Source organism: Mucilaginibacter sp. P5_A4 (genome assembly GCF_056400605.1).
This window is the reverse complement of record NZ_JBFUKX010000046.1, coordinates 26,029-51,743: the sequence shown is the minus strand read 5'-3', so window position 1 is coordinate 51,743 and position 25,715 is coordinate 26,029. Positions and strand designations below refer to the sequence as shown.

Below are 25,715 nucleotides of genomic sequence, written 5' to 3'. Positions count from 1 at the left end.
AATTAAAGAAGCGCAGCATCTTGTAGATAAGTGGATAAATACCATGGGTATCAGGTATTTTAATGAACTTACCAATACGGCTATTTTGATGGAGGAAGTGGGTGAGGTGGCCCGCATTATGGCGAGGCAGTATGGTGAGCAATCATTCAAAAAATCGGATATGGAGGTTAACCTGGCAGATGAAATGGCAGATGTGCTGTTTGTACTGATATGCCTGGCTAACCAAACCGGTATCGACCTTACGGATGCGCTGGAAAAAAATATGGAAAAGAAAAGCATCCGTGATGCCGACCGGCACAGAAATAATGAGAAGCTGAAATGATGTTTTTTGAAATTATGCATTGATTTATTTGCTATAAACAAAATTAAATTTTGTTTATTTTGAATTTGCATAATATAATAAGGCGCATTTCGTTTATTATCAATAACTAAATTACCTTATTATGAAAATTTATCTCATTTCATTTATTTTATTATTGACGTTTTCTGCCTGTGGACATAAAGATGTAAAACAGAAAGAAGTGGCAGCGGATATGACGTTGGCCCTCCCACCATCAGCAAATCAAAGCAAAGCCGCTTATGAAAAAGCCTACGACAAAAAAGCGCCTGATAGCAAAGAAACCGTTGACACATCTAAAAAGATAATAAAGGAAGGTGAGATCCGTTTCCAGGCGGGGAATTTGAAAGCCACCAGGGAAAAAATAGTTAGTTCATTAAAAAGCTTTGGCGGGTATGTTGCCGAAGAAAATGAAACTACAAATAGTGATAACAATCAGAAAGAATATGATCTGAAAATTCGGATCCCCTCCAAAAATTTCGACACGTTCCTGGAGGCATTATCTGCAGATGCCGACCATATCGATACCAAAAATATTCGCAGAAGAGATGTTACTACCGAGTTTATTGATATAGCCACCCAACTTAAAAACAAGCAACTGCTCGAAAGCCGTTACCTGGAGCTACTCAAGAAATCGACCAAAACAAGCGACCTTTTACAGATTGAGGATAAGCTTTCCGAGATCCGAACCGATATAGAATCGACCCAGGGGCAATTGAATTATTTGAGCAGGCAGGTTGCCTATAGCTCGCTGGATATTGTTTTTTACAATAAACAAACAGCTCAGATTGCCGACGAGGCATTTAGTTATAAATTTAAAACCGCTGTTTATGATGGTTGGAACATACTGCAAAGCCTGTTTTTTAACACAGTTATGATTTGGCCCATTATATTTATAGCTATTATTTTTTATTGGATATTTAAAAGGTGGAGAAAGAAAAGGGTGAAGAAGGCAGCCTAAGTTCTGCCTTTTTCTGCACCTGCATGATATTCATTATTGAATATAACTTACCCCAATTTCACCAAGCGCTCACCATCCAAAACCGGGATAGCGGTGGTAATATCTACCTGCAGGCAAAACTCAATATCTTTTTCGATGCCTAATTTTTTCATTCGCTCGCCGTGGGATGTTTTTTTAAGGTAATCATTAATGTTGTGCCTGCCTAACTGGTAAAGGTCGTTTGCGGCGATGGCGGCATCATCCAGCTCAAAGCCGTTTAATTTTAATTGTTCAATAACGGCACCGGCAAACAGGGTATCCTCCAGGTTGAAATTGTTTTTCCAGCCCGCGCACACCAGCAATATGTTTTCGTCCTGCGTTTTTAACCAGTCGCTAAGCGCTGTAAGGTTAAGGAACGAGCCAATTACAATTCTTTTGGCTGCGCGCGATAAATGCAGGGCATGGGTGCCGTTGGTGGTAGTAAGCACTATGGTTTTTCCGGCTACTTTTTCGGCAGCGTAGGAGAATGGCGAATTGCCAAAATCAAAACCATCAACTACTTTTCCGTCGCGTTCTGCTGCCAAAAGGTAATCCAGCCCTTTCTCTCTATACGCGGAACACTCCTCAACCTGTGATACCGGGATAATAGCCTCAGCGCCATTTTCAATACCATAACATATAGATGATGTTGCCCTGAAAATATCAATAACCACTACAATGTGCTCTTCAACTCTGAAGAGCGGTATTAAAGCAGGAGTAAGGCAAACGTGTGCCCCCCGACCCCCTGAATGGGGAGTTTGGGTATCGGTATTATTTGACATAGTTTTTAAATTAGTAATTGAAAGAGAAACTATTGTTTATAGTTCCCCCTTCAGGGGGTTAGGGGGCTTAGGCTTTATAAAAAGGCGGTTTTACAACCTTTGCTTTTACCTTGTTATCCCTTATGCTGATGTAAATTTCGGTGTCTTCTTTGGCAAATTCGGTTTTTACATAGCCCAGGCCTATGGCTTTTTGCAATGAATAGGATTGTGTTCCTGATGTTACCTTGCCTATGTTATTACCATCAGCATCAACAATAGGGTAATCATGACGTGGGATACCACGATCTATCATTTCAAAACCTATCAGCTTTTTGCTTACACCGGTTTGTTTTTGCTCTTGCAGCGCTTCGGCATTGGTAAAATCTTTATTGAATTTGGTTACCCAGCCCAAACCAGCCTCTAAAGGCGAAGTAGTATCATCAATATCGTTACCGTACAGGCAAAAACCCATTTCTAAACGTAAAGTATCGCGGGCACCCAAACCAATTGGCTTTATGCCGAATGGTTCACCTGCCTTGAAAATAGCATCCCAGATTTGCTCTGCATATTGGTTTTCGAAATAAATTTCAAAACCACCCGCGCCGGTATAACCCGTAGCCGAGATCAGCACATTATCAACACCGGCAAATGTTCCCTTTTTAAAAGTGTAGTATTCCATCGATACCAGGTCAATATCGGTAAGGCCTTGCAGGGCTTCGGCAGCTTTAGGGCCTTGAATGGCCAGCAGCGAGGTACGATCGGATATGTTTTTCATATCAACGCCTGCTGTATTAAATTTTGAGATCCAGTTCCAGTCCTTATCAATATTTGATGCGTTAACCACCAACATGTAGGTTTTCTCGTCAATACGATAAACCAGCAAATCGTCAACTATACCACCATCCTCATTTGGCAGGCACGAGTATTGTACTTTGCCATTGTACAGTTTTGAAGCATCATTGCTTGTAACCCTTTGTATCAGGTCGAGCGCGTTATCACCTTTCAAAATAAATTCGCCCATATGGCTCACGTCAAATACGCCAACAGCCTTGCGTACGGTTTCGTGTTCGGCATTTATGCCGGCATATTGTACGGGCATGTTGTAGCCGGCAAAGGGTACCATTTTGGCGCCCGTTTTTATATGGATATCGGTTAAAGCAGTATTCTTCATGCAAACTGTATAATAAGCCGCAAAAGTAATTATTTCCCGGGGGAAATAAGCGGTAGCTTTTAAATCTCCCCGGGTTGTGGAGACTTTTTTGCAACGATCTTTTCCGGGGAGGTTTCTGGGGATGATCCCAAATTTTGATAAAACTTAACCAGCCCCCTGGTTACTTTGTTTACATCATGTTGCTGCTCTACCAGTTTACGGGCGTTTAAACCTATATTACAGCAAAATTCCTCATCGGTAATACAGCGTTCAATCGCTTCGTAAAACTCCTGTTGGTTATTAGCAATCATAATATTGGCACCATTGGTAAAGTTGATGCCTTCGGCCCCTAATGAGGTAGATATGATGCATTTTTGCATAGCCATGCCTTCTACAATCTTCACCCGCATCCCCCCGCTTGACAAAAGCGGAACTATCATTATGGCTTTACTGTTCACAAACTCAAAGGCATCATCAACTTCGCCCTGGATAAATATTTTGCCCATCACCTCATAGTCATCATAACGCTCGGGGATATTATGGCCTGCCACGTAAAATTTAACGCGCAGATCGCCTTCGGTCAGGTCCTTATAAAAATTATCAATAAACCATTCTATTCCTTCACGGTTGGGCAGCCAATCCAGTGATCCGAGGAAAAAAAGGCTCGGGAATTCGGTTTTGCTTAAATCTGGGTTGTAACGGGTTAAATCGATACCAACTGGGAAGATCTCTACCGGGATGGTGGTTCCGTAGGATAAGATGGTGATCTTATCTTCGGATGTAAATACTGCTATGGCATCAAATTTATTAAGCTGCTCCAGTTCATAATCTTTAATGCGTTTGGCCAGCATGCGCAGGTACCATTTTTTAAACAGATCGCTTTTTTGCTGGGCCAGCCTTTGCCAAACCTGGTGCTCAATATTATGCGAGCGATAAATAAGCTTAGCTTTAGAAAACCTGCGTATAGATGCCAGGTAAGGAGTAACAAATAAACCTTCGAACTGAATAACATCATACGCAGTGTTCTTCAATTCGCGGACTAGCAGCTTTTCAAATTCGGCATCATAAAAACGATCAACATTATTTGATTTTTTATTAAACAGGTTCACTACCGCATCAACCATAGATATGTTGATGTTGATTTTGTACGAGGTATAATTTATTTTATCCTGCAGCTCATCTTTTGGGTGGGAGTTGCCATTGTAGTTTTGCGCATTTAATGATACCAGCGATACACTGTGCCCTAACGCAATCAATCCTTTAATGGTATTGCACACCACTATGGCATACCCGCCATTTTGCGGAAATGGGACACGATGTGTTAAAATAAGAATTTTCAAATGATTGATGGTTTGTCACAAAAATACCATCCAGAAAGTGGTTATCAAAGTATCTTTAAAAAATACTTAGCTGCGGATCGCTTACCCTGAAAGTTTTACGATGATATGGCGTAAAGCCAATTTTCATGACCGTTTCGCGGTGTTTTATGGTTGGATAGCCTTTGTTGCTATGCCAATCATACTCCGGGTGCTCGGCAGCGATTTGCAGCATATAGTCATCACGGTAGGTTTTAGCTAATATAGATGCCGCAGCAATGCTGAAATACTTGCCATCGCCCTTAATGATACACTCATGCGGGGTGTTTGGATATTTTTTAAACCGGTTGCCATCAATGATCAAAAACTGTGGGGCGATATGCAATTTTTTGATGGCGCGGTGCATGGCCAGAAAAGATGCATTGAGGATATTGATCTCGTCTATCTCAAAATTATCGGCCGATGCAATAGCAAAAGCTATAGCTTTTTTCTCAATCTCTGTACGTAACTGATACCTTATTTCTTCTGGTACCTGCTTCGAGTCGTTCAATAAATGGTGGTCGAAATCATGGGGGAGTATAACGGCTGCAGCAAATACAGGCCCGGCAAGGCAACCGCGACCTGCTTCGTCGCACCCTGCTTCAATCAATTCATATTGGTACCTGGCTGCTAACATCTGTGCAAAGATAACTGTATCAGGTTGTAAGTATCAAGAAAGGATTGGGAATTTAATTTTGATCCGGCATTAAAGCTTTTGGCTAAAGTTATCCGTATTTAAAAGATCCTTAAGGTAAGCAGGGTGATATCATCTATCGGTTTACTTTTGTGCACCAGGTTCAGATGATCTAAAAGGGCGCCATTGAAATTATCGGGCGATAGGTTGCCGTGGGCTTTTACAAAATCAAGCAGTTTTTCCTCGTTCCAAACCTTATGGCTGGTAGATTCAAAATCCATCAGGCCATCGGTGTAATTTACAATAAGGCTGCCGGGCTCCATATCAATTTCACCCTCATTTAAAAAAGGGAGTTCTTCAAAAACACCTATCATGGTAGTGCCCAGTTTTAATGGTATGGCCTCTCCATCGGAGTACAGGATGGTTGGATTATGACCAGCATTAATATAATTAAGCTTGCGTTTCTTTTGGTTATAACGGGCCAGGAAAAGCGTTATAAAGCGCTCGCCTTTGGTATTATTGAGTACTATTTTATTAAGACGATCGATAATATTGGTCAGGTCGCCCTCCACCGCGGCCCAGGCATGTAAGCTCGCCTGGAAGTTGGCCATCAGCAACGCGGCCGAGATTCCTTTGCCAGATACATCGGCGATGCACCACAAAAATTCATTTTCGTTCAGGCGGATAAAATCAAAATAATCGCCGCCGATGTTTTGATGTGGTAAATACTTTGCACCAATTTCCACACTATCATCCTTTTGGAATTTTAGTGGAATCAACATGTTTTGCACCTCCACCGCCAGCTCCATTTCGCGCTGAAAACGTTCGGACTGTAAGCGTTCGCGAAATAGCTTTTTATTCTCCAGGGCCACAACTATCACATTCATCAGGGTTTGAATGAAGTTAAGATCGTTGCCCAACATCTCGCCGGATGTATCAAAATCGCCTATAAGGGCATAGGCCAATGCCCGGCTTTTATGGTATATAGGGATAAAATAATTGTACTTGCGTAAGAGAAGATCTATGTGGTCGGCTATCGCGATAGGTGATTTTACCCGGCTTAATTTATTGCATGCCTTGCTCAAGGCCATTGACGATTCCAAATCGCCGCCATATTTTGAGATGCACACAAACTTACCCTCTTTTTCAATAAGGAAACGCAATTTGCCCACCTGCAGGTAATTTTGCAGTATAACCTCAAGCATTTGAATAAGTATGGGGGTGGCAGTGTTTTTATTAATGGCCCTGGTAATCTCCAATAATGAGTTTAACTCTGATTGTCGCTTCAGCAACAGCCTGATTAATTCGTCTTCGCCAGAACTATCGTCTATATATTGCATTTGTTGTTAGTACGCTGACTAAAATAGAAAAAATATTTTCAAATGCGTGTACTTTGTGATTTTATATCGAAGGCATCGCGTAGCCCAACGGTAACCAGGTTAAAGGCATATACTAAAAGCATAATAGCAAGGCCCGGAATAATAGCCAGGTAAGCCGAGTTCATCACTATATATCCATAATGCTCTTTAATCATACCACCCCAGGTGGGTATAGGTGGCTGTGCGCCAAAGCCCAGGAAACTTAGCCCGGCTTCGAGTAATATAGCCGATGCAAAGTTTGATGAGGCCAATACCAGCATAGGGCCGGTTATATTAGGTAAAATATGTTTGGTGATGATACGGGTATTGCTAAAGCCCAATGCACGTGCGGCTTCAATATATTCAACCTGTTTAAGGCTCATTACCTGTCCGCGTACCAGGCGGGCTACCTCAACCCACATTGACATACCAACCGCAATAAATATTTGCCATAACCCTTTGCCAAGGGCAAACGATATGGCAATAACCAGCAGCAAGGCCGGTAACGACCATAATATATTCATCAGCCAGCTAAGCGCGGCATCCACCCAGCCGCCAAAGTAGCCTGCTATAGCCCCAATGGTTACCCCCAACAGCATACTAATAATAACCGACATTAAGCCAACTGCCAGCGAAATACGGGTGCCAAGCAGCAACCTGCTCAGCATATCGCGGCCATAAATATCGGTGCCAAGCCAATAGGTCCTGGTGGTTATTTGTTCGTTTTTTATTTTATCACCAAAGTGCTTATATATCTCGGCGGTTTTTTTTAGGGAGATGGCAGGGTTTAATAATACCATGCCGTAACGATAGCGGGGTTTAATTCCATTCACTACTTCAAAAATATTATACGCCTTTTTATCTGGCTTATCCTCATCACCAATATATTCGTTTACGTAAATAGAATCCTGTTTAAAGTAGTATCCGGTAATGGGCAGCTCCCTATAAAATGACGACTGTCCAAAAAGCATCCTGCCAAAGAAGCCCGCCGTATCAACCTGTTCGCTTTTGCGGATCCGCAGCATCATAAACTTTGCTCCCGGCTTTTTAATGCTCAGCTGAATGGTCATATTATTTGCATGCGGAGTTTTATCGGGCAGCACCAGGTATCCCAATAAGGCTACAAGAATCGTAACCGCTATAAAAGCGAGCCCGCCCATAGCAATTTTATTACGCTTAAAGGCAATCCACGTTTGTTTTGAGGGAGTAAGCTGGGCCAATAGTTAATAGTTCTTTTTGGCTAAATATCGTTTAAATAGGTGCAATAAGCAATTAGCGTTATACAAATTACATTGATATTAAAAACGGGCATTATTTTACCTCCCTGCCTTTCCACTGGTACTTTTTGTTGCTGCCTATTAAGCCCATCAAAATCAGGTAAATTACATGTGCGGGTATTGTTATAATAAGCAGGCTTACCAGGTATCCACGTTTAAAAAAAGTAGTAACCGGTAGCAGGTAAACAGCCTCAAACAGGTATTTTAATAAAAACTGCACCAGGAAAAGTTTAAAGTAATAAATATCATAAAAACCCAGGCAGGCGTTTAGTAATATTGATACATTAAAAAGCCAGAAGCACAAACCAATAGCTACTATTTTTTTATCCTTATACTTTGTAAATTTTGATGCCCATCGCTTTCGCTGCTGCAAAAACTCCTTTAAGGTGGGCTTTGCATGGGTGTATACAACAGCATCTGTTTGTTTCAAAAAGCCAATTCGGCCAGGGTAGCGCGCCGCTATCTTTTGTAGCAGTAACTCATCATCGCCCGATGCTACGTCGTCAATCCCCATAAAGCCCCCAACCTCATTAAATATGTCCTTACGGTAGGCCAAATTAGCGCCATTACAGGTTGATGCCTTGTTATTGCCAATAAATGCAGCCCCAATGCCAATAAGAAAAGAAAACTCAAGGGTTTGCATCAGTTCAAATACCGATTTTTCTTCAAAAAAAGTTACCGGTGACGAAACCATTACCAGGTTCTGGCTTTCATAATAAGCCACTATGGATGATAGCCACTTGCTCCCCATGCGGCAATCGGCATCGGTGGCTACCATTAAATCGCCCGATGATAATCTTATGGCTTCGGTTATTGCCTTCTTTTTGTAGGAGTTAAGGGGCTTATCCTCATTCAGTTTAAGCAGGGTTATTCCGTGAGGTGCATAGCTGCTGATGATAGCAGCTGTATCATCAGTAGAGTGATCATCAACAATAATAACCTCTAACAAGTGTTTTGGATATTCCTGTGCCAAAATATCCTCAATGGTTAAATGGATCCTTTCGGCCTCATTACGTGCTGCAATGAGTATGGTAACCTTTGTGTTAAAATTGGCGATTGTAAAAGGAACTACCTTAATATTAAACCAACCTTTAATTAAATAAATAACAAGTAACAGGTACAGCCCTGTTAAAAATAACGAAATTATACTAAGCGTTGCGATCAAAGAATTTGAGTTTAAATACAAATAAAGAGCCTAAAATAGCAGGAATAAATAAATTTATAAGCCATATAGAAGATACACCGGCTATTATGGCGAATTTTTGATCGGTTATATAAACAAACAGGTGCGATGCTGTAAAACCACGTACACCAATGTCGAAAAGATCAAGAGAGGGCACCATTGATGATATAAAAAAAAACAGCATCAACATCATAAACATAGAGAAAACAGGGATCTGCGGTATCAGCATCTGGAATACCAAATAATACTGCAACGAGAAGGTAGCATACCGGGCAACACTGAAACTTATAATTTTAATGAGCTGATGGGTTTTATACTGACCCATGATTGCAAAAAAACGGTGATATTTTTTAACCAGCGGGATATGATCAAACAGGTCAACCACCCACTTTATATGGAAATAAATGATTAACTGAATGGTTGCTAAAATTGCCCCCAAAACCATGATACTTACAGGCAGCAAAGAATTTGCATGTATATAAGTAAATATAAACCATATAATGGATAACGCGCCTAAAACATTGGTAACGGTACCCTGGCTAAATGAGCCCACGCTCATAGCAAAAATGCCCGGAATTCGTTTTCGGTTGGGTAAAAACATTACCCGGCCACCATATTCGCCAATCCTGTTTGGTGTTGTTACTGCCCAGGTAAGGCCGCAAAAAACTGCTTCTATTGCTTCCCACAGCGTTATATCAATAAGTGTTTTGGTAACATAGCGCCATTTTAAAGCCTCCAAAAACCAGTTAACAAACATTAGCATAACAATAATACCCATAGTTATTATTACCCGGGTGATGCTTAAATGCGATGCTAAAAGTTCAAATGCTTTTAAGTCATCACTTTTTTTGGAGAACTGCCTGTAAATAAACAAAGCAGCTACAATTACTATACTGGCCTTAAGTAAATAGGAAACTATTTTTTTTGTAGAAGTAGTCAAAAAGATAAAATTTTACAATGTTACGAAAAATGGGGTGAGGATTACCTCGCCCCATACAACACAACATAAATACTTTTGTTTATTTTAATCGGGCTTTTAAAAATGCAATAGTATTGGCATACGCATCCTGGGTGGCGTCGCTGTTATAAGCGGGGGTGCTGGGGTTGGCAAAACCGTGGTCGGCATCATATTGGTGCAGGTACAGCTTTTTGTCGGCGGCCTTCATATCTGTGCTAAATTTAGCAACTACTTTGGGGTTTATCCATTGATCTTTATTTGCAAAGTTGCCCAGCACATCGGCATTTAAAGTTTTTAAGCGCGCTATATTCTGCTCGGGCATGCCATAATACATTACGCAGCCGACCAGTTTTTTACCGGCCAGTAAGCTGGTTTGCAGGCTCCAGCCATCAGCGTTAATTATTCAACCGTCCAGGCAGCAACCTCATATGCTCCTAAGTCAACGGCAATTTTACCATCAATTAGATTTGCAGTGCTCGTCCCAATAAAACTACCTGTCTTTTTCCCAGGTAACCCACTCGCCTCAACACTTGATGCCTGATTTTTATCCGATAGATTAACAACCACTATAACCGCTTTGTCCCCGTACTGCCGGATAAACGAAAATACCTGGTCGTTATTATTACTGAGGGTTTTGTAAGTCCCTTTAACTATAGCCGCATTGGATTTGCGCAGGTGGATCATCTTTTTATAATAATTAAAAAGCGAATTGGTTTTTTTTCTTTCTTCCTCAAGGGATATTCCGTCGTTGGGTTTATCATCATTAAAATGGTCTTTATATGGGCCCGTTTGTTTGTACCAGTAAGCCATTCCTTTACCTTTAGCTGATGCATACCATTCAAAGGCTTGTCTGTCTGGAATTTCATTGGCATCGGTTCCACCAAAGTTGGCGGAGGTGCCTGTCATGCCCAATTCCTGGCCGTAGTAAATAGCTGGTATGCCGCCCATCAGCAGGTTAAGCGCACAGCCTGCTTTTAATTTACCCATATCGCCTTTAACAGCGGTACTAAAGCGGGGTACATCATGGTTTTCAATAAATACTACCTGTTGCTTGCCGGCCGGGTTCATAGCAAGGGTTGAATCGGCATTGGCTAACAGCAGATCTTTTCTGAACGATCGGATGGCAAACGCCAGTCTCAAGCCAAATACGCGGTCAACGCCGCCCTTTTCCAAATATTCCAAACCTAAGCCGAACCAGTTGGCCTGCTCGGCAACTATTTTTATTTTAGGGTTTATGGCTCTTAGCTTGCTTAATAAAGGGTTCCAGAAAGTATCAAACAAATGGGGGAGTGTACCTTTATTATCCAGGTTATCCATCATATGATCAAGCCGGAAACCATCCACGCCATCGTCAAACTTGCCGTCCTTATTAGGATCCAGCCAGTAGCTGAATAGTTTAAAATTGTACTCCTTTGATTTTTCGCTGTTTAAATTGGCGGTGGTAATTTTATGGGTTACACCATCATAGCCTTTTAATTCGGTTAAATTATATACTATGGTTGATGGCTTTTTATTCTCCTTGTCGTCCCAGATAATATAATCAGTATACTCGGATTTTGGGTTGCCGAATGCATCCTTCCACCATTTGGAATCCTCGGTAACGTATTGGGTTTCCATATCCATATAAAATTTCATGCCCCTTTTATGCAGTTCTTTAATCAGCGCCAGGTAATCCTGCAGCGTGCCGTATTTAGGATCGATCTTTTGGAAATCAATAGCAAAATAATTGTGGTAATAAATCGACTCATAAAGTGGGGTGCACAAAATGGAAGTTACACCCAGTTCCTGCAGGTAATCCAGTTTCTGGCGAATGCCGTTCAGATCACCATGGCTATCACCGTTACTATCAAAAAAACTCCGTTGAAAAACATGGTATATGATCTCGTCGTCGTTGCCATTTTTATTCCCCACTTGTTTAGGATGAGGCCGTGCAGCGTTTGCAGATAGTGCAATGCAAAGCAGGCAGGCAAGCACAACGGTTTTTTTTATTTTCATAGATGTTATAATTGGACCCTAAAACAACTGAAATGATCTCTAAAATACAATGAGTAAATAGTATATTAAATGGCTTATCTTATCCCTAAAAATCGCATTTATTACCGACATACGGATTATATACGCCATTTATTGGCCAGTTTTGCTGTGTTTTGGCTTAAGTTGTAGTCCTATTTTTGTACGTTAATAATACTTTAATTGTTTGTACAATTTGCAGGCTTGATTTAATGTAAATTAATAAGTTAATTAGGCCGCAAAAGCACCTGCTAAAACAATAACCCCATACATGGCTATTATCTGCAAAGCAGCCATTACCAATGGCCACGGAAGTTTTACTATTGAGGATATTGAAGTTCATGATCCGCAGCCCGATGAGGTGCTGGTAAAAATAATGGCCGCCGGGCTTTGCCATACCGATCACGACTCGCTGAACTGGGGCAGGCAGCTTATTATTGGGCATGAGGGTGCAGGTATTGTTGTAAAGACAGGTAGTGGGGTTAGGGATTTGGCACCCGGGGATAAAGTGATATTAAACTGGGCCATGCACTGCGGGCATTGCTTTCAATGCTTAGAAGGCAACCAGCACCTGTGCGAGATAGCTTCGCCGGTAGCAGCCGGAGGGAATGGTTATACGCCCGGCCACGCAGATCCATCGGGCACAACTTTTAACGCGCAACCTGTTTTACGTTCATTCAATATAGGTACCATTGCCCAATACACATTAGTAAAAGCATCCGCATTAGTAAAAAATGTATCTGTAAACATGTCGTTCCCGGCGGCAAGCATCATAAGCTGCGGAGTAATGACAGGTTATGGCTCGGTGCTGAATGCCGCTAAAGTAAAAATAGGGGCATCGGTGGTGGTGCTTGGTACCGGTGGTGTTGGACTTAGCGTGATCCAGGGCGCTAAAATAGCCGGGGCCGGCATGATCATCGCCATAGATATCAACCCAAACCGTTTAAAAATGGCTGTCGAATTTGGAGCAACCCATACCCTTTTGGCCGACAAAGCGGATACAGGGTTATTACTGGCGGCCCAACAGGTAAAAAGCATGACCAATAACCGGGGCGCTGATTACGCTTTTGAATGCACGGCTATCCCGGAGTTAGGCGCCGCGCCGCTGGCGATGGTGCGCAATGCGGGTACTGCTGTACAAGTGAGCGGAATTGAGCAGGATATTACTATTGATATGCGCCTTTTTGAATGGGATAAAATTTACATCAATCCGCTATACGGCAAATGCCGCCCGCAGATTGATTTTATGCAGATTGTACAACATTACGAAAAAGGTGATCTGATGCTGGAAGAAATGATTACACGCACTTATAAAATAAATGAACTTGATAAAGCTTTTGATGACATGCTAAACGGCAGAAACGCCAAAGGAGTTATTGTTTTCGACTAAAAATATGCCTTTTAAAACAACAAAGTTATCAAACCCGCAGTTTGAAAATAATGGTTTACGTTTTATTACTGTAAAAACCCCCAACCTTAAAGGCCGGGGTGATATTTGCGTATACGTTCCGCCGGGGACAAAACCAACGGCTACCTTACCCATTGTAATATTGTTACATGGCGTTTATAGCAGCGCATGGAGCTGGGCCTATAATGCGGGAGTGCATTTAAAATTGAATGAATTGATAAATGCGGGTGAGCTGCCACCTATGATATTGGCCATGCCATCTGATGGGCTTTGGGGTGACGGATCTGGTTTTTTACAGCACAGTTTATATAATTTCGAAAAATGGATAGCGGAGGATGTGCCTGCAGTTGTAAGGGAAAATATTAATGGGGCAAAAGAAGATTCGCCCCTGTTTATCTCGGGCCTGTCTATGGGTGGTTTTGGCGCTTTGCGTATCGGTGCCAAATATGGGCAACAGTTTAGGGCAATATCCGGTATGTCGTCAATTACCAGCCTGCCCCAGATCAAGCTTTTTGTTGAAGAGCCTTTAAAATACTATGCGCAGGATAATGCGGTTGACGAAGATGTTTTTGCAACCTTTAAATATTACAGGCAGCAATTGCCGCCTGTGAGGTTTGATTGCGGCACAAACGACCTGTTGCTAAGGTACAACCGCGATCTGCATAAAAAAATGGAGCAGGAGGGTGTCCCGCATATTTATGAGGAATACGCTGGCGGGCATGAATGGTCGTACTGGTCAAAGCATGTTATAACTACTTTAAAGTTTTTTGCAAGCCATCTATAACCGGCCAGGTTGCCCGGGCCCCTGCGGTTAATGCCATTAACCCTTTTGCCTTGGCCCAAGGGATAAAAATGGCTGATATTTTAACAACAATTATTGATATTTTGATAACAAAATAAAAAGCGAAATAAAATTAATGAAAATATAAAATGCTGATATCTAGTGTATTGTGATGTGTTTGTATTTGGAATTATCATTTTTTTGTCAATTAGGCAGCGGGCCATATACCAATGTTGCTATTTTGAACGTTTAACTACTTTGTAGGTTCTAACCTGCAAATAGTGATAAGGTTTAGGTTTAAAGTCCCCAAGCAGCGAGTGCAAGGGGACTTTTATTTTTAAGCCTATATATAAAGAGATTCTGTACCTGGTATCCTCATCAATTATTGCTTTATTTGTAGCCTGCAAAAATACCCTGCACCGGTTAACCCTCAATGAGCGATCTGAAAAAGGAATTATATGATTTATGTGTAGCCCATGTGCGCAGGAGCATGGATGCTGCCGAGCTGGCTATCCAGGAAGCTCAAAAAGCATCAAACAATGATACCAAAAGCAGCGCCGGCGATAAATACGAAACCGGGCGCGCCATGATGCAGCAGGAAACCAACCGCAACCTGGCCCAGTTAAATGAAGCTAATAAACTTATGGTTGCCTTAAACCGTATCAGCACCGGCGGCACATCAACTATTGCGGGGCCTGGTAGTGTGATAGCTACTAATAATGGAAATTTTTACCTTGCCATCAGCGCCGGTAGTTTACCCTTTGCAGGTAAAACTTATTTCGCTGTTTCTCCCGGCTCACCTGTAGGCCTTAAACTTAATGGCAAAAAAAAGGGTGATAGCTTTACATTGAATGGTAAATTATATACTATTGAATCGGTAAGCTAAGTATCATGCGCTTAAAGGGTATAAAATAGATCCCCATAAAAGTTGCCACGCTCACTCTTATTTCTACCTGCCCCTGCCGCAAAATTTATAGAATATTATTTTAAAAACGTTGGTCGGGCTATTAACCGCAGAAATATAAAAACTTATTTATTTACATGTTTTTAATGGAATAAATGGTGCCGGTTTTGTAAATGGATTTAATTATTAAACCCTTAATTAAATGATAACCTGTTTAAATCCTTTATTTTATCGCCAAAATGAGCACGTTTTTAACCTAAAATCAATAAAAATTAACTTTTTTTGAAAATAAAACCATCCATTCATCAAATCATGCAGTAATCATCAAATATCTATTACTATATTTGATGTTAACAAAACTGGGCAATTAAATAACCTTGCCTTTTATAAATTAAAGATTGATGAACATATTTGTAGGAAGCCTTCCTTTTCAATTAGAGGAAGCCGATTTAAAAGAACTTTTTGAAGCGTACGGTGAAGTAAGCACTGTAAAAATTATTATTGACAGGGAATCTGGCAGAAGCAAAGGTTTCGGATTTGTTGAAATGGCTGACGATGAAGCTGCACAAACAGCCATCACTGCCTTAAATGGATCAGATGTTAAAGGCAGGTCAATTGCTGTTAGCCAGGCTGAAGATAAAAAACCAAGTGATCGCAGAAGCGGCGGTGGTGGCGGTTATGGTGGCAATCGCGGCGGCGGTGGCGGCTATGGCGGCGGCGGTAACCGTGGCGGCGGTGGCGGTGGCTACTCAAAAGATAACAGAGGCGGCGGCGGCGGTAGCCGTTGGTAAATTATAATTAAAGTAAAACGCCGGGTAGTTTTACCTGGCGCTTTACTTTAGATAATATATCGGCTTACGCGTTTTTTTTGGAAATAGTTTAGTGGGTTTTATACCTGCTGTGTGGTTATTTTACCCAAAATACTGTTTACTTGCCCTGTTTTTGCTGTTTTGGAAGGCTGCGGTAGCCTTACCTCAAAAGTGGCGCCACCGCCCCGCGTTGATGTAATATTAAACGTTCCGTTGAGGCTTTCTACCAGGTGCTTCACCAGGGCCAGGCCAAAACCATAGCCGTTTTCGCCGCTTGTGCCATTGCTTGATGTGGCATTGCCCTGCAGTATAGTTGCAATTACATCGGTATTCACGCCCACTCCCGAATCTTTTACTTTTATCTGCAGTACGTTCGCGTCTTCATCTTCTACAAGGTTCAAATCAACGGTTACAGTACCATGATCAGGCGTGAACTTTATAGCGTTAGAAATCAGGTTGCCTGTTATCTGAAGTAATTTGTTTTTCGAAAAAGGAATAGTTTCCGACTCAGACGAAGTGTTTACTGTAAAACTGATATGTTTGTTCATGGCCTGGGGCACATAAAGTTTTTCCAGCTTATCTTTAAATACCAGCAGGTTAAATTCATTGCCTTTTAATTCGGGCAAGCTTTTATCCTTTTTATCGGCGCTCAATATCTCATCGGCAAGTTCCAGTATTGATCTTCCGCTTTTATGAATCAGGTTCATAAACTCCATGATCTCCTCTATCTGATTATCTTCACCCTGTTCCTGTATTAATTTGGCCAGTCCTATAATTCCGCTTAATGGTCCGCGGATGTCGTGGGCTACTTTCTTTTGCGTTTGCCGGGCTTCTGATAAATTGCTTTTTAGGTCGTTAATAACCTTCATATAGTTAAACCTGTTCACAATTTCGCCGGCAATTATTTTCAATAGTTCTATCTTCTCTGGGTTGAGTGTTTTTGCGGCGTGCTGATCAACTACACAAAGCGCCCCGATATTGTGGTTGTTTACGTTTAGGGGGATACCATAATAATAACGCAGGTGTGGCCCGCCGGTAACGTAAGGCCTGTCTTTAAAGCGTTCGTCAGCACTTAGGTCTGCCACCTCCATGTTTTCATTTCCCATAAGCAGGTACTGGCAAACCGATTCCTCGCGGGGCATTTGCTCAAGTTCCATGTTGTGGGTTGATATTGTCCATTGGGTATAAGAGTCTATCAGGTTTACCAGCGACATTTCTGTACCGGCAACCTTGGCTGCCAGTTTGGTGAGGTCTTTAAAATTATCCTGTTGCGCGGAGTAATCCAAATCAAATTCCGACAGGCTCATTAGCCTATCCATTTCGTTTTCGGGGATTGGGGGAGTTAGCATATAATTAATTGGTTATGTGTTTATACGGCATTGGGGGTTTTAAGGTTATGCAAGCCAGGAACATGCCGTCTGTAAAACATTTATGACCTACTAATGCTTTTTACCAAAAATGCTTAACTTGACAATTCCAAAAAGCCAATTATTATGGAAAGCAAAAAACCTTGTACCGCGCCCGATGAGGGGCAGGATGTAAAGGACAGTTCGCGAAGGAATTTTCTGAAACAATCTACCCTGCTTACCGCGATTGCCCTTACCCCCGGGACAGCTATTAAAGCAGCAGCCGATCATGTGGACGAGCAGTTTGCCGCAGTTTTTGAAAAAATGCCTTTGAAAATGGAGGTAAACGGAAAGTTGCAAAGTTTATCTGTTGAACCAAGATCAACCCTGCTTGATATTTTACGTGAGCAGCTTGACCTTACCGGCACCAAAAAAGGCTGCGACCATGGCCAGTGCGGCGCATGTACCGTACATGTGGATGGGCATAGGGTAAATTCATGCTTAACATTAGGCATAATGATGAACGGTAAAAAGATCACCACTATTGAAGGGCTTGCCAAGGGCGATCAGCTGCACCCCATGCAGGAAGCTTTTATAAAACACGATGGTTTTCAATGCGGGTACTGCACACCCGGGCAAATCATGTCGGCTGTAGCATGCATCCGCGAGGGGCATGCCAATTCGGAGCATGAAATACGGGAATATATGAGCGGCAATATTTGTCGTTGTGGCGCTTATCCTAATATAGTAAATGCCATACAGGAAGTAAAAGATGGAGGGATGAAAGTATGAAACAGTTTCAATACGTTCGCCCGGCCACACAACAAGGGGTGTTGGACGTTATCAGCAAACCCGGCACAAAGATTATAGCAGGCGGGACTAATTTAGTCGACCTGATGAAACGGGGCGTTACCGCTCCTGATAAACTGGTGGATATTAATCATTTGCCCTTAAAAGGTATTGCGGTTACAAAAACAGCATTACATATAGGTGCCCTGGCACTTAACAGTGTTGTATCAGAAAACGGCCTGGTAACCGAAAAACATCCACTTTTGGCCATGGCGCTTAAAGCAGGGGCATCGCCGCAGCTGCGCAATATGGCAACTGTGGGGGGTAATATGATGCAGCGTACCCGCTGCGGTTACTTTTATGATGTAACCATGCCCTGCAATAAACGCACACCGGGCACAGGATGCGGCGCTATGGAAGGCATTAACCGGATGCATGCCATTTTTGGCACCAGTCAGCAATGTATAGCAGTGCACCCAAGCGATATGTGCGTTGCCCTTGCCGCGCTTGATGCGACCGTGATAATTACCGGTAAAAAAGGTGAGCGCCGCTTGCCATTTACCGAATTTCACCGCCTGCCGGGAGATCATCCCGAACTGGATAATCATTTGGGTAAAGATGAATTGATTACCGGTATAGAGATCCCCGATAACAACCTCGCCCAAAATAGCTACTACTTAAAAATACGCGACAGGCAATCATACGCCTTTGCATTGGTTTCGGTAGCTGCCGCCCTTGATATCGAAAATGGCGTTATTAAAGATGCCCGTTTAGCAATGGGCGGTGTTGCCCACAAACCATGGCGATTGTTTGATGCCGAAAAATCACTTATAGGCAAAAAAGCAACCGGAGAAAACTTTGAGCAGGCGGCGCAGTTAGCCATGCAGGGGGCCAAAGGCTATGGCAACAATTCGTTTAAATTAAAACTTGCCCCGGCTACCATAACCGAGGCTTTAAAACATGCAGCAGGCTTAGTTTAACATCCTATGAAAAAAGCGATCAACTCAACTATGCCAACATCAGCAGAAGGCATGAGCCGGATAGACGGGCGGTTAAAAGTAACCGGCGCGGCTAAATACTCGGCAGAATATACGCCGGCAGGTTTAACTTACGGGGTTTTGGTGGGCTGCACCATCACTAAGGGCTCTATAACTTCAATTGATATCAAGGCTGCCGGGAATGCGCCGGGAGTGCTTGCCGTAATTACCCATTTAAACGCGCCAAAGGTACCCGGCGATCAGCCGGAAAGTGGCAAGCCTGCCCGTCCCAAAGGTGCATTTAAGGTTTTTTATGACGATAAGATCTATTTCAATGGTCAACCCATTGCCCTGGTTATTGCCGATACTTTTGAGCGTGCTTTGTTTGGCGCGGGATTAGTAAAAGCACAGTATAATGTTGATAAACACAGCACCAGCCTGCCTGATAATATAAGTAAAGGTTTCGCGCCGCATGGCGATGGCACCTATAAACGCGGCACCGCAGATGCCTGGAAATCGGCACCGTTTAAGTTGGAGCAGGAGTATATTGTACCTACAGTTACCCATAACCCAATGGAACTACATGCCATTATAGCCAGCTGGGATGCCGATAATAAACTATCTGTTTGGGATAAAACCCAAGGAGTTAAAGGAACCCAGGAGGATATGGCCCGTTTGTTTAAGATCCCGGTTGAAAACGTACAGGTACACTCGCCATTTGTGGGTGGCGCATTTGGCAGTGCCCTGCGTACCTGGCCGCACGAGGTTGCTGCTGTTATTGGCTCAAAAGTGGTAAAAAAACCGGTTAAATTGGTTTTAAGCCGGGCAGATATGTTTACTTCGGTAGGGTACCGGCCATTTACATGGCAAAAAATTGGTATAGGTGCTACTGCAGATGGTAAGCTGACAGGCATTACCCATGAGGCGGCAGGGCAAACTTCATCCTACGAAAACTTTACGGAAGGGTCTGTGCGGGTGAGCCAGAATTTATACGACTGCCCAAACGTGAACACGAAATATCATTTAGTATCGCTGGATATTGCCACCCCAACCTGGATGCGTGGCCCCGGCGAGGCTACCGGTTCTTTTGCGCTGGAATCGGCGCTGGATGAGCTATCTTATAGTTTAAAGATCGATCCGGTTGAGTTACGCCTGCGCAACTATGCCGAAAAAGACCCGGAAAGCGGCAAGCCATTCTCCAGCAAGTTCCTGAATGAGGCCTACCAGTTAGGTGCTGACCATATTGGATGGAGCGAGCGTAAACAGGAGCCTGCGTCTGTTAAAAAAGATGGCTGGTATGTTGGTTACGGTATGGCAGGCGGAATGTTTGGGGCCTATCGTGACGGAGCCACCATTAAGGCAAAAATGAATGTTGATGGTGTTTTGCTGTTACAGAGCGCCGTTACCGATATTGGCCCCGGAACAGGAACGGCGATGGTTTTGATAGCAGCCGAACAAATGGGGATACCAGCCGAAAAGATTCGGTTTGAGTTGGGAGATTCATCGCTGCCAAATGCGCCAACCCAGGGTGGTTCGGCAACTACGGCAAGCGTTGGATCTGCTGTGTACCAGGCCTGTGCCGATCTGAAAGAGAAATTCCAAAAACTTATTGGCAACGGCGGTACCGATAACCCGGATTATGCTAAAATATTGAAAGAACACAACCTGCCTTCGCTTGAAGTTGTTACAATAACAGGCGGCGGTAGCGGGCGGGAAAAATACGCCATGAGCTCATGGTCGGTGCATTTTGTAAAGGTTTTGGTAAACCCGGCAACCGGGGTGGTTAAAATTGACAAAGTAGCATCTGTGGCCGATTCGGGCCATATTATCAGCCCAAAAACCGCTCGCAGCCAGGTAGTGGGTGGCGCTATCGGGGGCATTGGTATGGCTTTGATGGAAGAGTCGGTTATCGATCACCGCTATGGCCGTTATATCAACAATAACTTTGCTGATTATCATGTGCCTGTAAATGCCGATATCCCGCAGATTGACGCCCTGTTTGTTAACAAACCCGACCCGATCATTAACCCAATGGGTGCAAAAGGTATGGCCGAGATAGCCCTTATTGGTATGGCAGCTGCAGTAGCCAACGCGGTTTACAATGCCAGTGGAAAACGGGTAAGGGATTTGCCTATTACACCCGATAAGGTGATCGCATGAGGCTTTGTCATTGCGAGGGACGACGTTATTTTATGCAATAGAAGTTCCATAGAAACTTACCTTTTTAAATTAAAGGTAAGTTTTGTTCTTGAAGCAGCTTACCCCTGACAAGAGTTAAGAAATCTGCACATCTGAAATTTGAAATCCGCACATTTACAATTTCCTCGCCGCCACACCTTCATTAGTGATCTTAACGGGCTGTATCATGCCATCCTTATCAAAATACATTTTATCAATGCACATTACGCGGTGGTTTGCATGAGTTTCTGTTAAGGGCCTGCGGTGGTAAACTATGTACCATTCATCAGTACCCGGTACATTGATCACAGAGTGGTGACCTGCTCCTGTTGCAATACGGGCATCTTGTTTTAGCACCGTGGCTATACGTTTAAACGGACCGAAAGGCGTATCGCCTACGGCATATGCAACGCGGTAATCCGGTCCGGTCCAGCCGCCTTCGCTCCACATAAAGTAGTATTTGCCTTTGCGTTTGAACATCACCGGGCCTTCAACATAGCCTTCGGGAGTTATTTTTTTATAGGTTACGCCATCCTCAAACGGAACAACGCCTGTGAAATCATTTTTTAGTTTAACAATATTACACTGGCCCCAGCCACCGTATATCATATAATATTGGCCGTTATCATCCCTAAAAACAAACTGGTCAATTGGCTGTGCTTTGTTGATGATCTGGTCTATCAGCGGCTTGCCTAAATAATCTTTGAACGGACCGGCAGGGTTATCGCTTACGGCAACTCCTATGCCGCCTTTTTCGTTATTGTTCTGGATATCGTTGGCACCGAAGAAAATATAATATTTGCCATCCTTTTCGGTAACAGCTGGAGCCCATAAAGCGCGGCGAACCCATTTTACACCGCTGGTATCAACAATGTGGGGGTGTTTGGTCCAATACACCAGGTCGGGCGATGAAAAGGCATCCATGTATACCTGCTCATCATATTTAGCCGAATAGGTGGGGTACAACCAGTATTGGTTATTGAAAATTTTAGCTTCGGGGTCGGCATACCAGCCTTCAACAACCGGGTTACCCCATGTTTTCTTGTCCTGGGCAAAAGCATAATGAGCAGGTGCAGCCATTGCTACACCCAGTATCATGTTTAAAAGCACCTTTTTATACATGCTCATAAGCTGTATTTAACTGTTTTTTTTCGGCTTGTTCTTGTTCCAGCGCCTGTTGGGCCTTTGTGGGTTCCTTTTGTCGTCTCCGTGAGCGGCCTGCGGAGCTTGCTGGATTGAGGCCAGTTCATCAGGCAAACCAACCACACGGATAGGTCGCTCTATCAGGTGCTCTATATTTTTAAGCTTGCGCTCATCGCGGTGGTTTACAAAGGTGATGGCGGTACCGGTTGTAGCAGCACGGGCCGTACGACCAATACGGTGAATATAATCTTCCGGATCGCCGGGCACATCATAGTTGATCACCAGGTCGATACCCTCCACATCAATACCGCGCGAAAGTGCATCGGTACCAATAATAACCGGCAGTTGTTTGTTTTTGAATTTCAGCAGGATCTCTTCACGCTCCTTCTGCTCCAGGTCGGAGTGAAAGGCCATAGCGTCGATCTTGATGGCTTTCAATTCTTTGTATAATGATTTTACGATCTCCTTGCGGGAGGCAAAAATAATGGTGCTTGCATAGGCAGAATCGCGCAGGATAAGCTGCAGTAAAGGTGTTTTTTGCTGATCATGCAGGCGATAGATCTGCTGATCGATGCCAACGGCGGGCTGCGAAATAGCAATATTAATCTGTTGGGGCTCTTTCAGGATAGCCTTAGCCAATGAGCGGATCCGCCCCGGCATGGTGGCCGAAAACAAAAGCGTTTGCCTGGTTTTTGGCAGGTAGCTGATGATCTTCATGATATCGTCAGAGAAACCCATATCCAGCATGCGGTCGGCCTCATCCAAAATCAAATGGGTTAAATGGTTAAGCTTTAATACACCCGATGTAAGGTGGGCAATTAAGCGACCGGGGGTAGCTATAATAATGTTTACATTATTCTGGATGCCACGGCGCTGCTGCTCGTAAGCCATACCATCACCGCCACCAAAAACCGCTAAAGAGCTAACACCGGTAAAATAGGCCAGGCCTTCAACCTGCTGGTCAATTTGCTGGGCCAGTTCGCGGGTTGGCGCCAAAATGAGGGCGCTGGTTTGGTGTTTAGCGGTACCGGTAATATGATTAAGTATCGGCAGTAAGTATGCGCCTGTTTTACCTGTACCGGTTTGGGCGCAGGCAATAAGGTCTTGTCCGGCTAAAACAACCGGGATGGCCATTTCCTGTATCGGGGTAGGGGTGGTAAAACCCATACTCTCTATGCCTTCGAATAATTGTTCGTTGAAGTTAAAATCCTGAAAAGTCACTGTTTCTTATAAGTAAATTATGCAAGATATAAAAATTTAATGGGATAAGGGGTATTTACACAGCAGGACAGGGAAATCGCTTAAAAGGTCAAACCAGAAAAATCTGTTAAATGAAACTGTTTGGCACAGAAACTTTCACCATAGCAATGGATTTCAAACCCATCGCTATGGTGAAAGCTAACTTGTTTTTTACAATGTATTCTTACTCAGGAGTGTATATACTCCCTCAACTGCTCAATAGTTTCCTGCTGACTTAGGATTGTTTCCTTTACCAGGTCGTTACTTGAAATGATGCCGCAGAGTTTATCGTTTATAAAAACAGGCAGGTAACGGATATTGCTTTCGCTCATGATGTGCATGCAGGTATCTATGGAGTTTTCGGGCAGTATGCGTGGCAGGCCGGTGCTCATGATCTCGCGTACCAGGGTTTCGTGCGATGATTTTCCTTTCAGGATCACCTTACGGGCGTAATCGCGTTCGGTTAGCAAACCGAGGTATTCATCATCTTCGGTTACAACTACAGAACCGATGTGTTTTTGGGCCATTAACTCTAAGGCTTCTAAAACAGATGCATCTGCATCAATACTAATAGCACCGCCACCCTTACGGGCCAGAATGTTTGAAACTGTTATCATGATACAAAGGTTATAATGAGGGAATTGGCTTTAACCAAATATAATAAAACAGAATTAAACCCCAATGTTTTTATTCATTATAAAATATCAACAATCCGGCAGACTGATATTGGGTTACGCCAGGGATTGTACCGGTTCAACCGGGCCGGAGCAGACCAATGATAGTGATAACTGTCACCAATTAGCGGTCAACTGTAATCCTACTGTAAAACCTCGGGCAGCAATGTGTTTTAATCTGGTTAAATACGCCCTTTTTCCTCAAGGTTTACGTTAAACTGACAGTGGTCCGGTTACACAAAAATGATTAATATTTAATATTGCGGCATCAAATTTAACAGTGCAACATATTGCATTGTTAAGTATTTTTTGTCTTAATTCTACTTCTATATATACAAATAACACTTACTACATTGGCTACTTTTTTACCCTTTAAGGCATCATTTAAAAATACTGCTTTACTATTTCAACATACCTTTAATCCATCTGTAAAATTGGTTTGCTGCATGGCATTGCTAATTTTGCAAGGCAGTTTTGCAGCAAACGCTGATACTTTAAATATTGATACAAACAAATCAGATTCGGCCCGCTTAAGTCAGCATATTATTAATCATGCATTTGATAATATTTTTGAGGAAAACATGAGGCTTTCGATGGCCGGGAACGATTATTTCAACAAAGTAAAAACTCAGCTTACTACCGATCTATCGCCCAATTTTATCCTGTTCAGTACGCCAAAATCACGTTTCTTTTTTGTGTTTAGCTCAAGGGTAAAAATTCGCCTGCTGAATAGCCGGGGAGCGCCGGTAAAATCGCCAAGCTATATGCCCAACGGGACGGTGTTTTACCGGCTTAATGAGGATACTTTTAAGCCGAAGTTTTTGTCGTTGGCTTATTCGCATCATTCAAACGGTGCCCGGGGGCCATCATTAAATAAAGACGGCAGCTTTAACGTTGATAGCGGTAAATTTACTACTAACTTTTACACGCTTACCTATTTTACCGGCAAACGGGTTGATAAACCCGGCCTTACCATTAATCGCTATGATAACATAGGCCTTGAAGTACATTCAGGGCTGTTTAACCTTGGTCTTTCAGAAAATTTAAAAAACCATTATGGGTTTATCCGTATTAATGGCAGCCGCATGTATAATATTGTGAAAGCTTATGACGATCCCCTGGAGCAGGGAAAAACTACCTATCAAAACTGGCAGCGCATCCAGTTTGATTTTACCTACATTGCTGATAAGTACGATAATTATTCGGCCATCGATATCAAAAAAAGATTAAACGTAAGCCTTAAATATTATTACTCATTCCCCTTTATGCAGGGTACGGCTTTTATGCTTGGCGGCGGCTACCGCGGCCAGGATGATTATAACCAAAGTTTCCAGGATAGCTATGGTTATGTTACCGTTGGTATAGCGGCCGGTTTATCTTTTGGTTTCCATAAGCATGCCAGGGATTAAGTTTTGAGATCTAAATCTGGAGTCCGAAGTCGTAAGTCTAAAGTCAGAATTATTCC

The 25,715-nt window shown here is 42.9% G+C and carries 24 protein-coding genes; 10 read left to right on the top strand and 14 right to left on the bottom strand.

From position 1 onward, the window contains the following. The first annotated feature begins 1 nt into the window (after position 1). Together AC1DQW_RS22245 and AC1DQW_RS22240 are read left to right on the top strand one after the other, a co-directional pair. Positions 2–322 carry a nucleotide pyrophosphohydrolase gene (locus AC1DQW_RS22245; protein ID WP_477456072.1) on the top strand — a complete coding sequence of 107 codons (321 nt, stop codon included), beginning with the start codon at positions 2–4 and terminating at the stop codon, positions 320–322. 121 nt (positions 323–443) lie between these two features. After that, positions 444–1,298, top strand: a complete 855-nt coding sequence (locus AC1DQW_RS22240) for a DUF4349 domain-containing protein (RefSeq protein WP_477456071.1) — start codon at positions 444–446, stop codon at positions 1,296–1,298. A gap of 47 nt (positions 1,299–1,345) precedes the next feature. Here AC1DQW_RS22240 and AC1DQW_RS22235 read toward each other — a convergent pair whose 3' ends face one another. The 10 genes from AC1DQW_RS22235 to AC1DQW_RS22190 all read right to left on the bottom strand — a co-directional run bounded on the left by AC1DQW_RS22235 (position 1,346) and on the right by AC1DQW_RS22190 (position 11,987). Beyond that, positions 1,346–2,098: a 2-phosphosulfolactate phosphatase gene (locus tag AC1DQW_RS22235; RefSeq protein ID WP_477456070.1), complete on the bottom strand. Its 753-nt coding sequence runs from the start codon at positions 2,096–2,098 to the stop codon at positions 1,346–1,348. Between the two features lie 67 nt (positions 2,099–2,165). Beyond that, entirely contained in the window at positions 2,166–3,248 is a 1,083-nt protein-coding gene (gcvT, locus tag AC1DQW_RS22230) for a glycine cleavage system aminomethyltransferase GcvT (protein WP_477456069.1), read from the bottom strand. 59 nt (positions 3,249–3,307) lie between these two features. Continuing rightward, on the bottom strand, positions 3,308–4,567 hold the full coding sequence (locus tag AC1DQW_RS22225; RefSeq protein ID WP_477456068.1) for a glycosyltransferase family 4 protein: 1,260 nt from the start codon (positions 4,565–4,567) through the stop codon (positions 3,308–3,310). Positions 4,568–4,622: 55 nt separating this feature from the next. Then, complete coding sequence (locus AC1DQW_RS22220; protein ID WP_477456067.1) at positions 4,623–5,219, bottom strand: ribonuclease HII; 597 nt, start codon at positions 5,217–5,219, stop codon at positions 4,623–4,625. 98 nt (positions 5,220–5,317) lie between these two features. Further along, a complete protein-coding gene (locus tag AC1DQW_RS22215; RefSeq protein WP_477417253.1) occupies positions 5,318–6,556 on the bottom strand; it encodes a PP2C family protein-serine/threonine phosphatase in 1,239 nt (412 codons plus the stop codon). 38 nt (positions 6,557–6,594) lie between these two features. After that, positions 6,595–7,794, bottom strand: coding sequence for an ABC transporter permease (locus AC1DQW_RS22210; protein WP_477456066.1), 1,200 nt, complete (start codon positions 7,792–7,794; stop codon positions 6,595–6,597). A 91-nt stretch (positions 7,795–7,885) separates the two neighbouring features. Beyond that, entirely contained in the window at positions 7,886–9,016 is a 1,131-nt protein-coding gene (locus tag AC1DQW_RS22205) for a glycosyltransferase family 2 protein (RefSeq protein ID WP_477456065.1), read from the bottom strand. Further along, positions 9,000–9,974: a hypothetical protein gene (locus AC1DQW_RS22200; protein ID WP_477456064.1), complete on the bottom strand. Its 975-nt coding sequence runs from the start codon at positions 9,972–9,974 to the stop codon at positions 9,000–9,002. Before AC1DQW_RS22200 ends, AC1DQW_RS22205 begins: the two co-directional genes overlap by 17 nt. Positions 9,975–10,053: 79 nt before the next feature. After that, complete coding sequence (locus tag AC1DQW_RS22195; RefSeq protein WP_477456073.1) at positions 10,054–10,341, bottom strand: dienelactone hydrolase family protein; 288 nt, start codon at positions 10,339–10,341, stop codon at positions 10,054–10,056. Positions 10,342–10,391: 50 nt separating this feature from the next. After that, positions 10,392–11,987 (bottom strand): alpha-amylase family glycosyl hydrolase, encoded by a 1,596-nt coding sequence (locus AC1DQW_RS22190; protein ID WP_477456063.1) that lies wholly within the window; start codon positions 11,985–11,987, stop codon positions 10,392–10,394. Between the two features lie 286 nt (positions 11,988–12,273). Here AC1DQW_RS22190 and AC1DQW_RS22185 point away from each other — a divergent pair, with 286 nt between their 5' ends. The 4 genes from AC1DQW_RS22185 to AC1DQW_RS22170 all read left to right on the top strand — a co-directional run bounded on the left by AC1DQW_RS22185 (position 12,274) and on the right by AC1DQW_RS22170 (position 15,886). After that, positions 12,274–13,392: an alcohol dehydrogenase catalytic domain-containing protein gene (locus AC1DQW_RS22185; protein ID WP_477456062.1), complete on the top strand. Its 1,119-nt coding sequence runs from the start codon at positions 12,274–12,276 to the stop codon at positions 13,390–13,392. A gap of 4 nt (positions 13,393–13,396) precedes the next feature. After that, complete coding sequence (locus AC1DQW_RS22180) at positions 13,397–14,194, top strand: alpha/beta hydrolase (RefSeq protein WP_477456061.1); 798 nt, start codon at positions 13,397–13,399, stop codon at positions 14,192–14,194. A 430-nt stretch (positions 14,195–14,624) separates the two neighbouring features. After that, positions 14,625–15,077: a GreA/GreB family elongation factor gene (locus AC1DQW_RS22175; RefSeq protein ID WP_477456060.1), complete on the top strand. Its 453-nt coding sequence runs from the start codon at positions 14,625–14,627 to the stop codon at positions 15,075–15,077. A gap of 419 nt (positions 15,078–15,496) precedes the next feature. Then, positions 15,497–15,886 carry an RNA recognition motif domain-containing protein gene (locus AC1DQW_RS22170; protein ID WP_477401358.1) on the top strand — a complete coding sequence of 130 codons (390 nt, stop codon included), beginning with the start codon at positions 15,497–15,499 and terminating at the stop codon, positions 15,884–15,886. Between the two features lie 98 nt (positions 15,887–15,984). Here the strand turns inward: AC1DQW_RS22170 and AC1DQW_RS22165 are convergent, their stop codons facing one another. Beyond that, entirely contained in the window at positions 15,985–17,253 is a 1,269-nt protein-coding gene (locus AC1DQW_RS22165; RefSeq protein WP_477456059.1) for a GAF domain-containing sensor histidine kinase, read from the bottom strand. Positions 17,254–17,397: 144 nt separating this feature from the next. Between AC1DQW_RS22165 and AC1DQW_RS22160 the strand changes: the two genes are divergently transcribed. Genes AC1DQW_RS22160 through AC1DQW_RS22150 form a run of 3 tightly spaced genes read left to right on the top strand, consistent with a single transcriptional unit; the run spans position 17,398 to position 21,176 of the window. Continuing rightward, positions 17,398–18,042 carry a (2Fe-2S)-binding protein gene (locus tag AC1DQW_RS22160; protein WP_477456058.1) on the top strand — a complete coding sequence of 215 codons (645 nt, stop codon included), beginning with the start codon at positions 17,398–17,400 and terminating at the stop codon, positions 18,040–18,042. Then, the gene (locus AC1DQW_RS22155; RefSeq protein WP_477456057.1) at positions 18,039–19,019 is read left to right on the top strand and encodes an FAD binding domain-containing protein; all 981 of its coding nucleotides are present in this window, start codon (positions 18,039–18,041) and stop codon (positions 19,017–19,019) included. The genes AC1DQW_RS22160 and AC1DQW_RS22155 overlap by 4 nt, the downstream gene beginning before the upstream one ends. Before the next feature lie 6 nt (positions 19,020–19,025). Then, a complete protein-coding gene (locus AC1DQW_RS22150; RefSeq protein WP_477456056.1) occupies positions 19,026–21,176 on the top strand; it encodes a xanthine dehydrogenase family protein molybdopterin-binding subunit in 2,151 nt (716 codons plus the stop codon). Positions 21,177–21,329: 153 nt separating this feature from the next. Here AC1DQW_RS22150 and AC1DQW_RS22145 read toward each other — a convergent pair whose 3' ends face one another. The 3 genes from AC1DQW_RS22145 to AC1DQW_RS22135 all read right to left on the bottom strand — a co-directional run bounded on the left by AC1DQW_RS22145 (position 21,330) and on the right by AC1DQW_RS22135 (position 24,193). Then, positions 21,330–22,322 (bottom strand): glycoside hydrolase family 43 protein, encoded by a 993-nt coding sequence (locus tag AC1DQW_RS22145; RefSeq protein WP_477456055.1) that lies wholly within the window; start codon positions 22,320–22,322, stop codon positions 21,330–21,332. Positions 22,323–22,331: 9 nt separating this feature from the next. After that, positions 22,332–23,558, bottom strand: a complete 1,227-nt coding sequence (locus AC1DQW_RS22140; RefSeq protein ID WP_477401349.1) for a DEAD/DEAH box helicase — start codon at positions 23,556–23,558, stop codon at positions 22,332–22,334. A 206-nt stretch (positions 23,559–23,764) separates the two neighbouring features. Continuing rightward, a complete protein-coding gene (locus tag AC1DQW_RS22135) occupies positions 23,765–24,193 on the bottom strand; it encodes a CBS domain-containing protein (protein WP_477417283.1) in 429 nt (142 codons plus the stop codon). Between the two features lie 410 nt (positions 24,194–24,603). Between AC1DQW_RS22135 and AC1DQW_RS22130 the strand changes: the two genes are divergently transcribed. Next, entirely contained in the window at positions 24,604–25,659 is a 1,056-nt protein-coding gene (locus AC1DQW_RS22130) for a hypothetical protein (RefSeq protein WP_477456054.1), read from the top strand. The last annotated feature ends 56 nt before the right edge of the window (positions 25,660–25,715 follow it).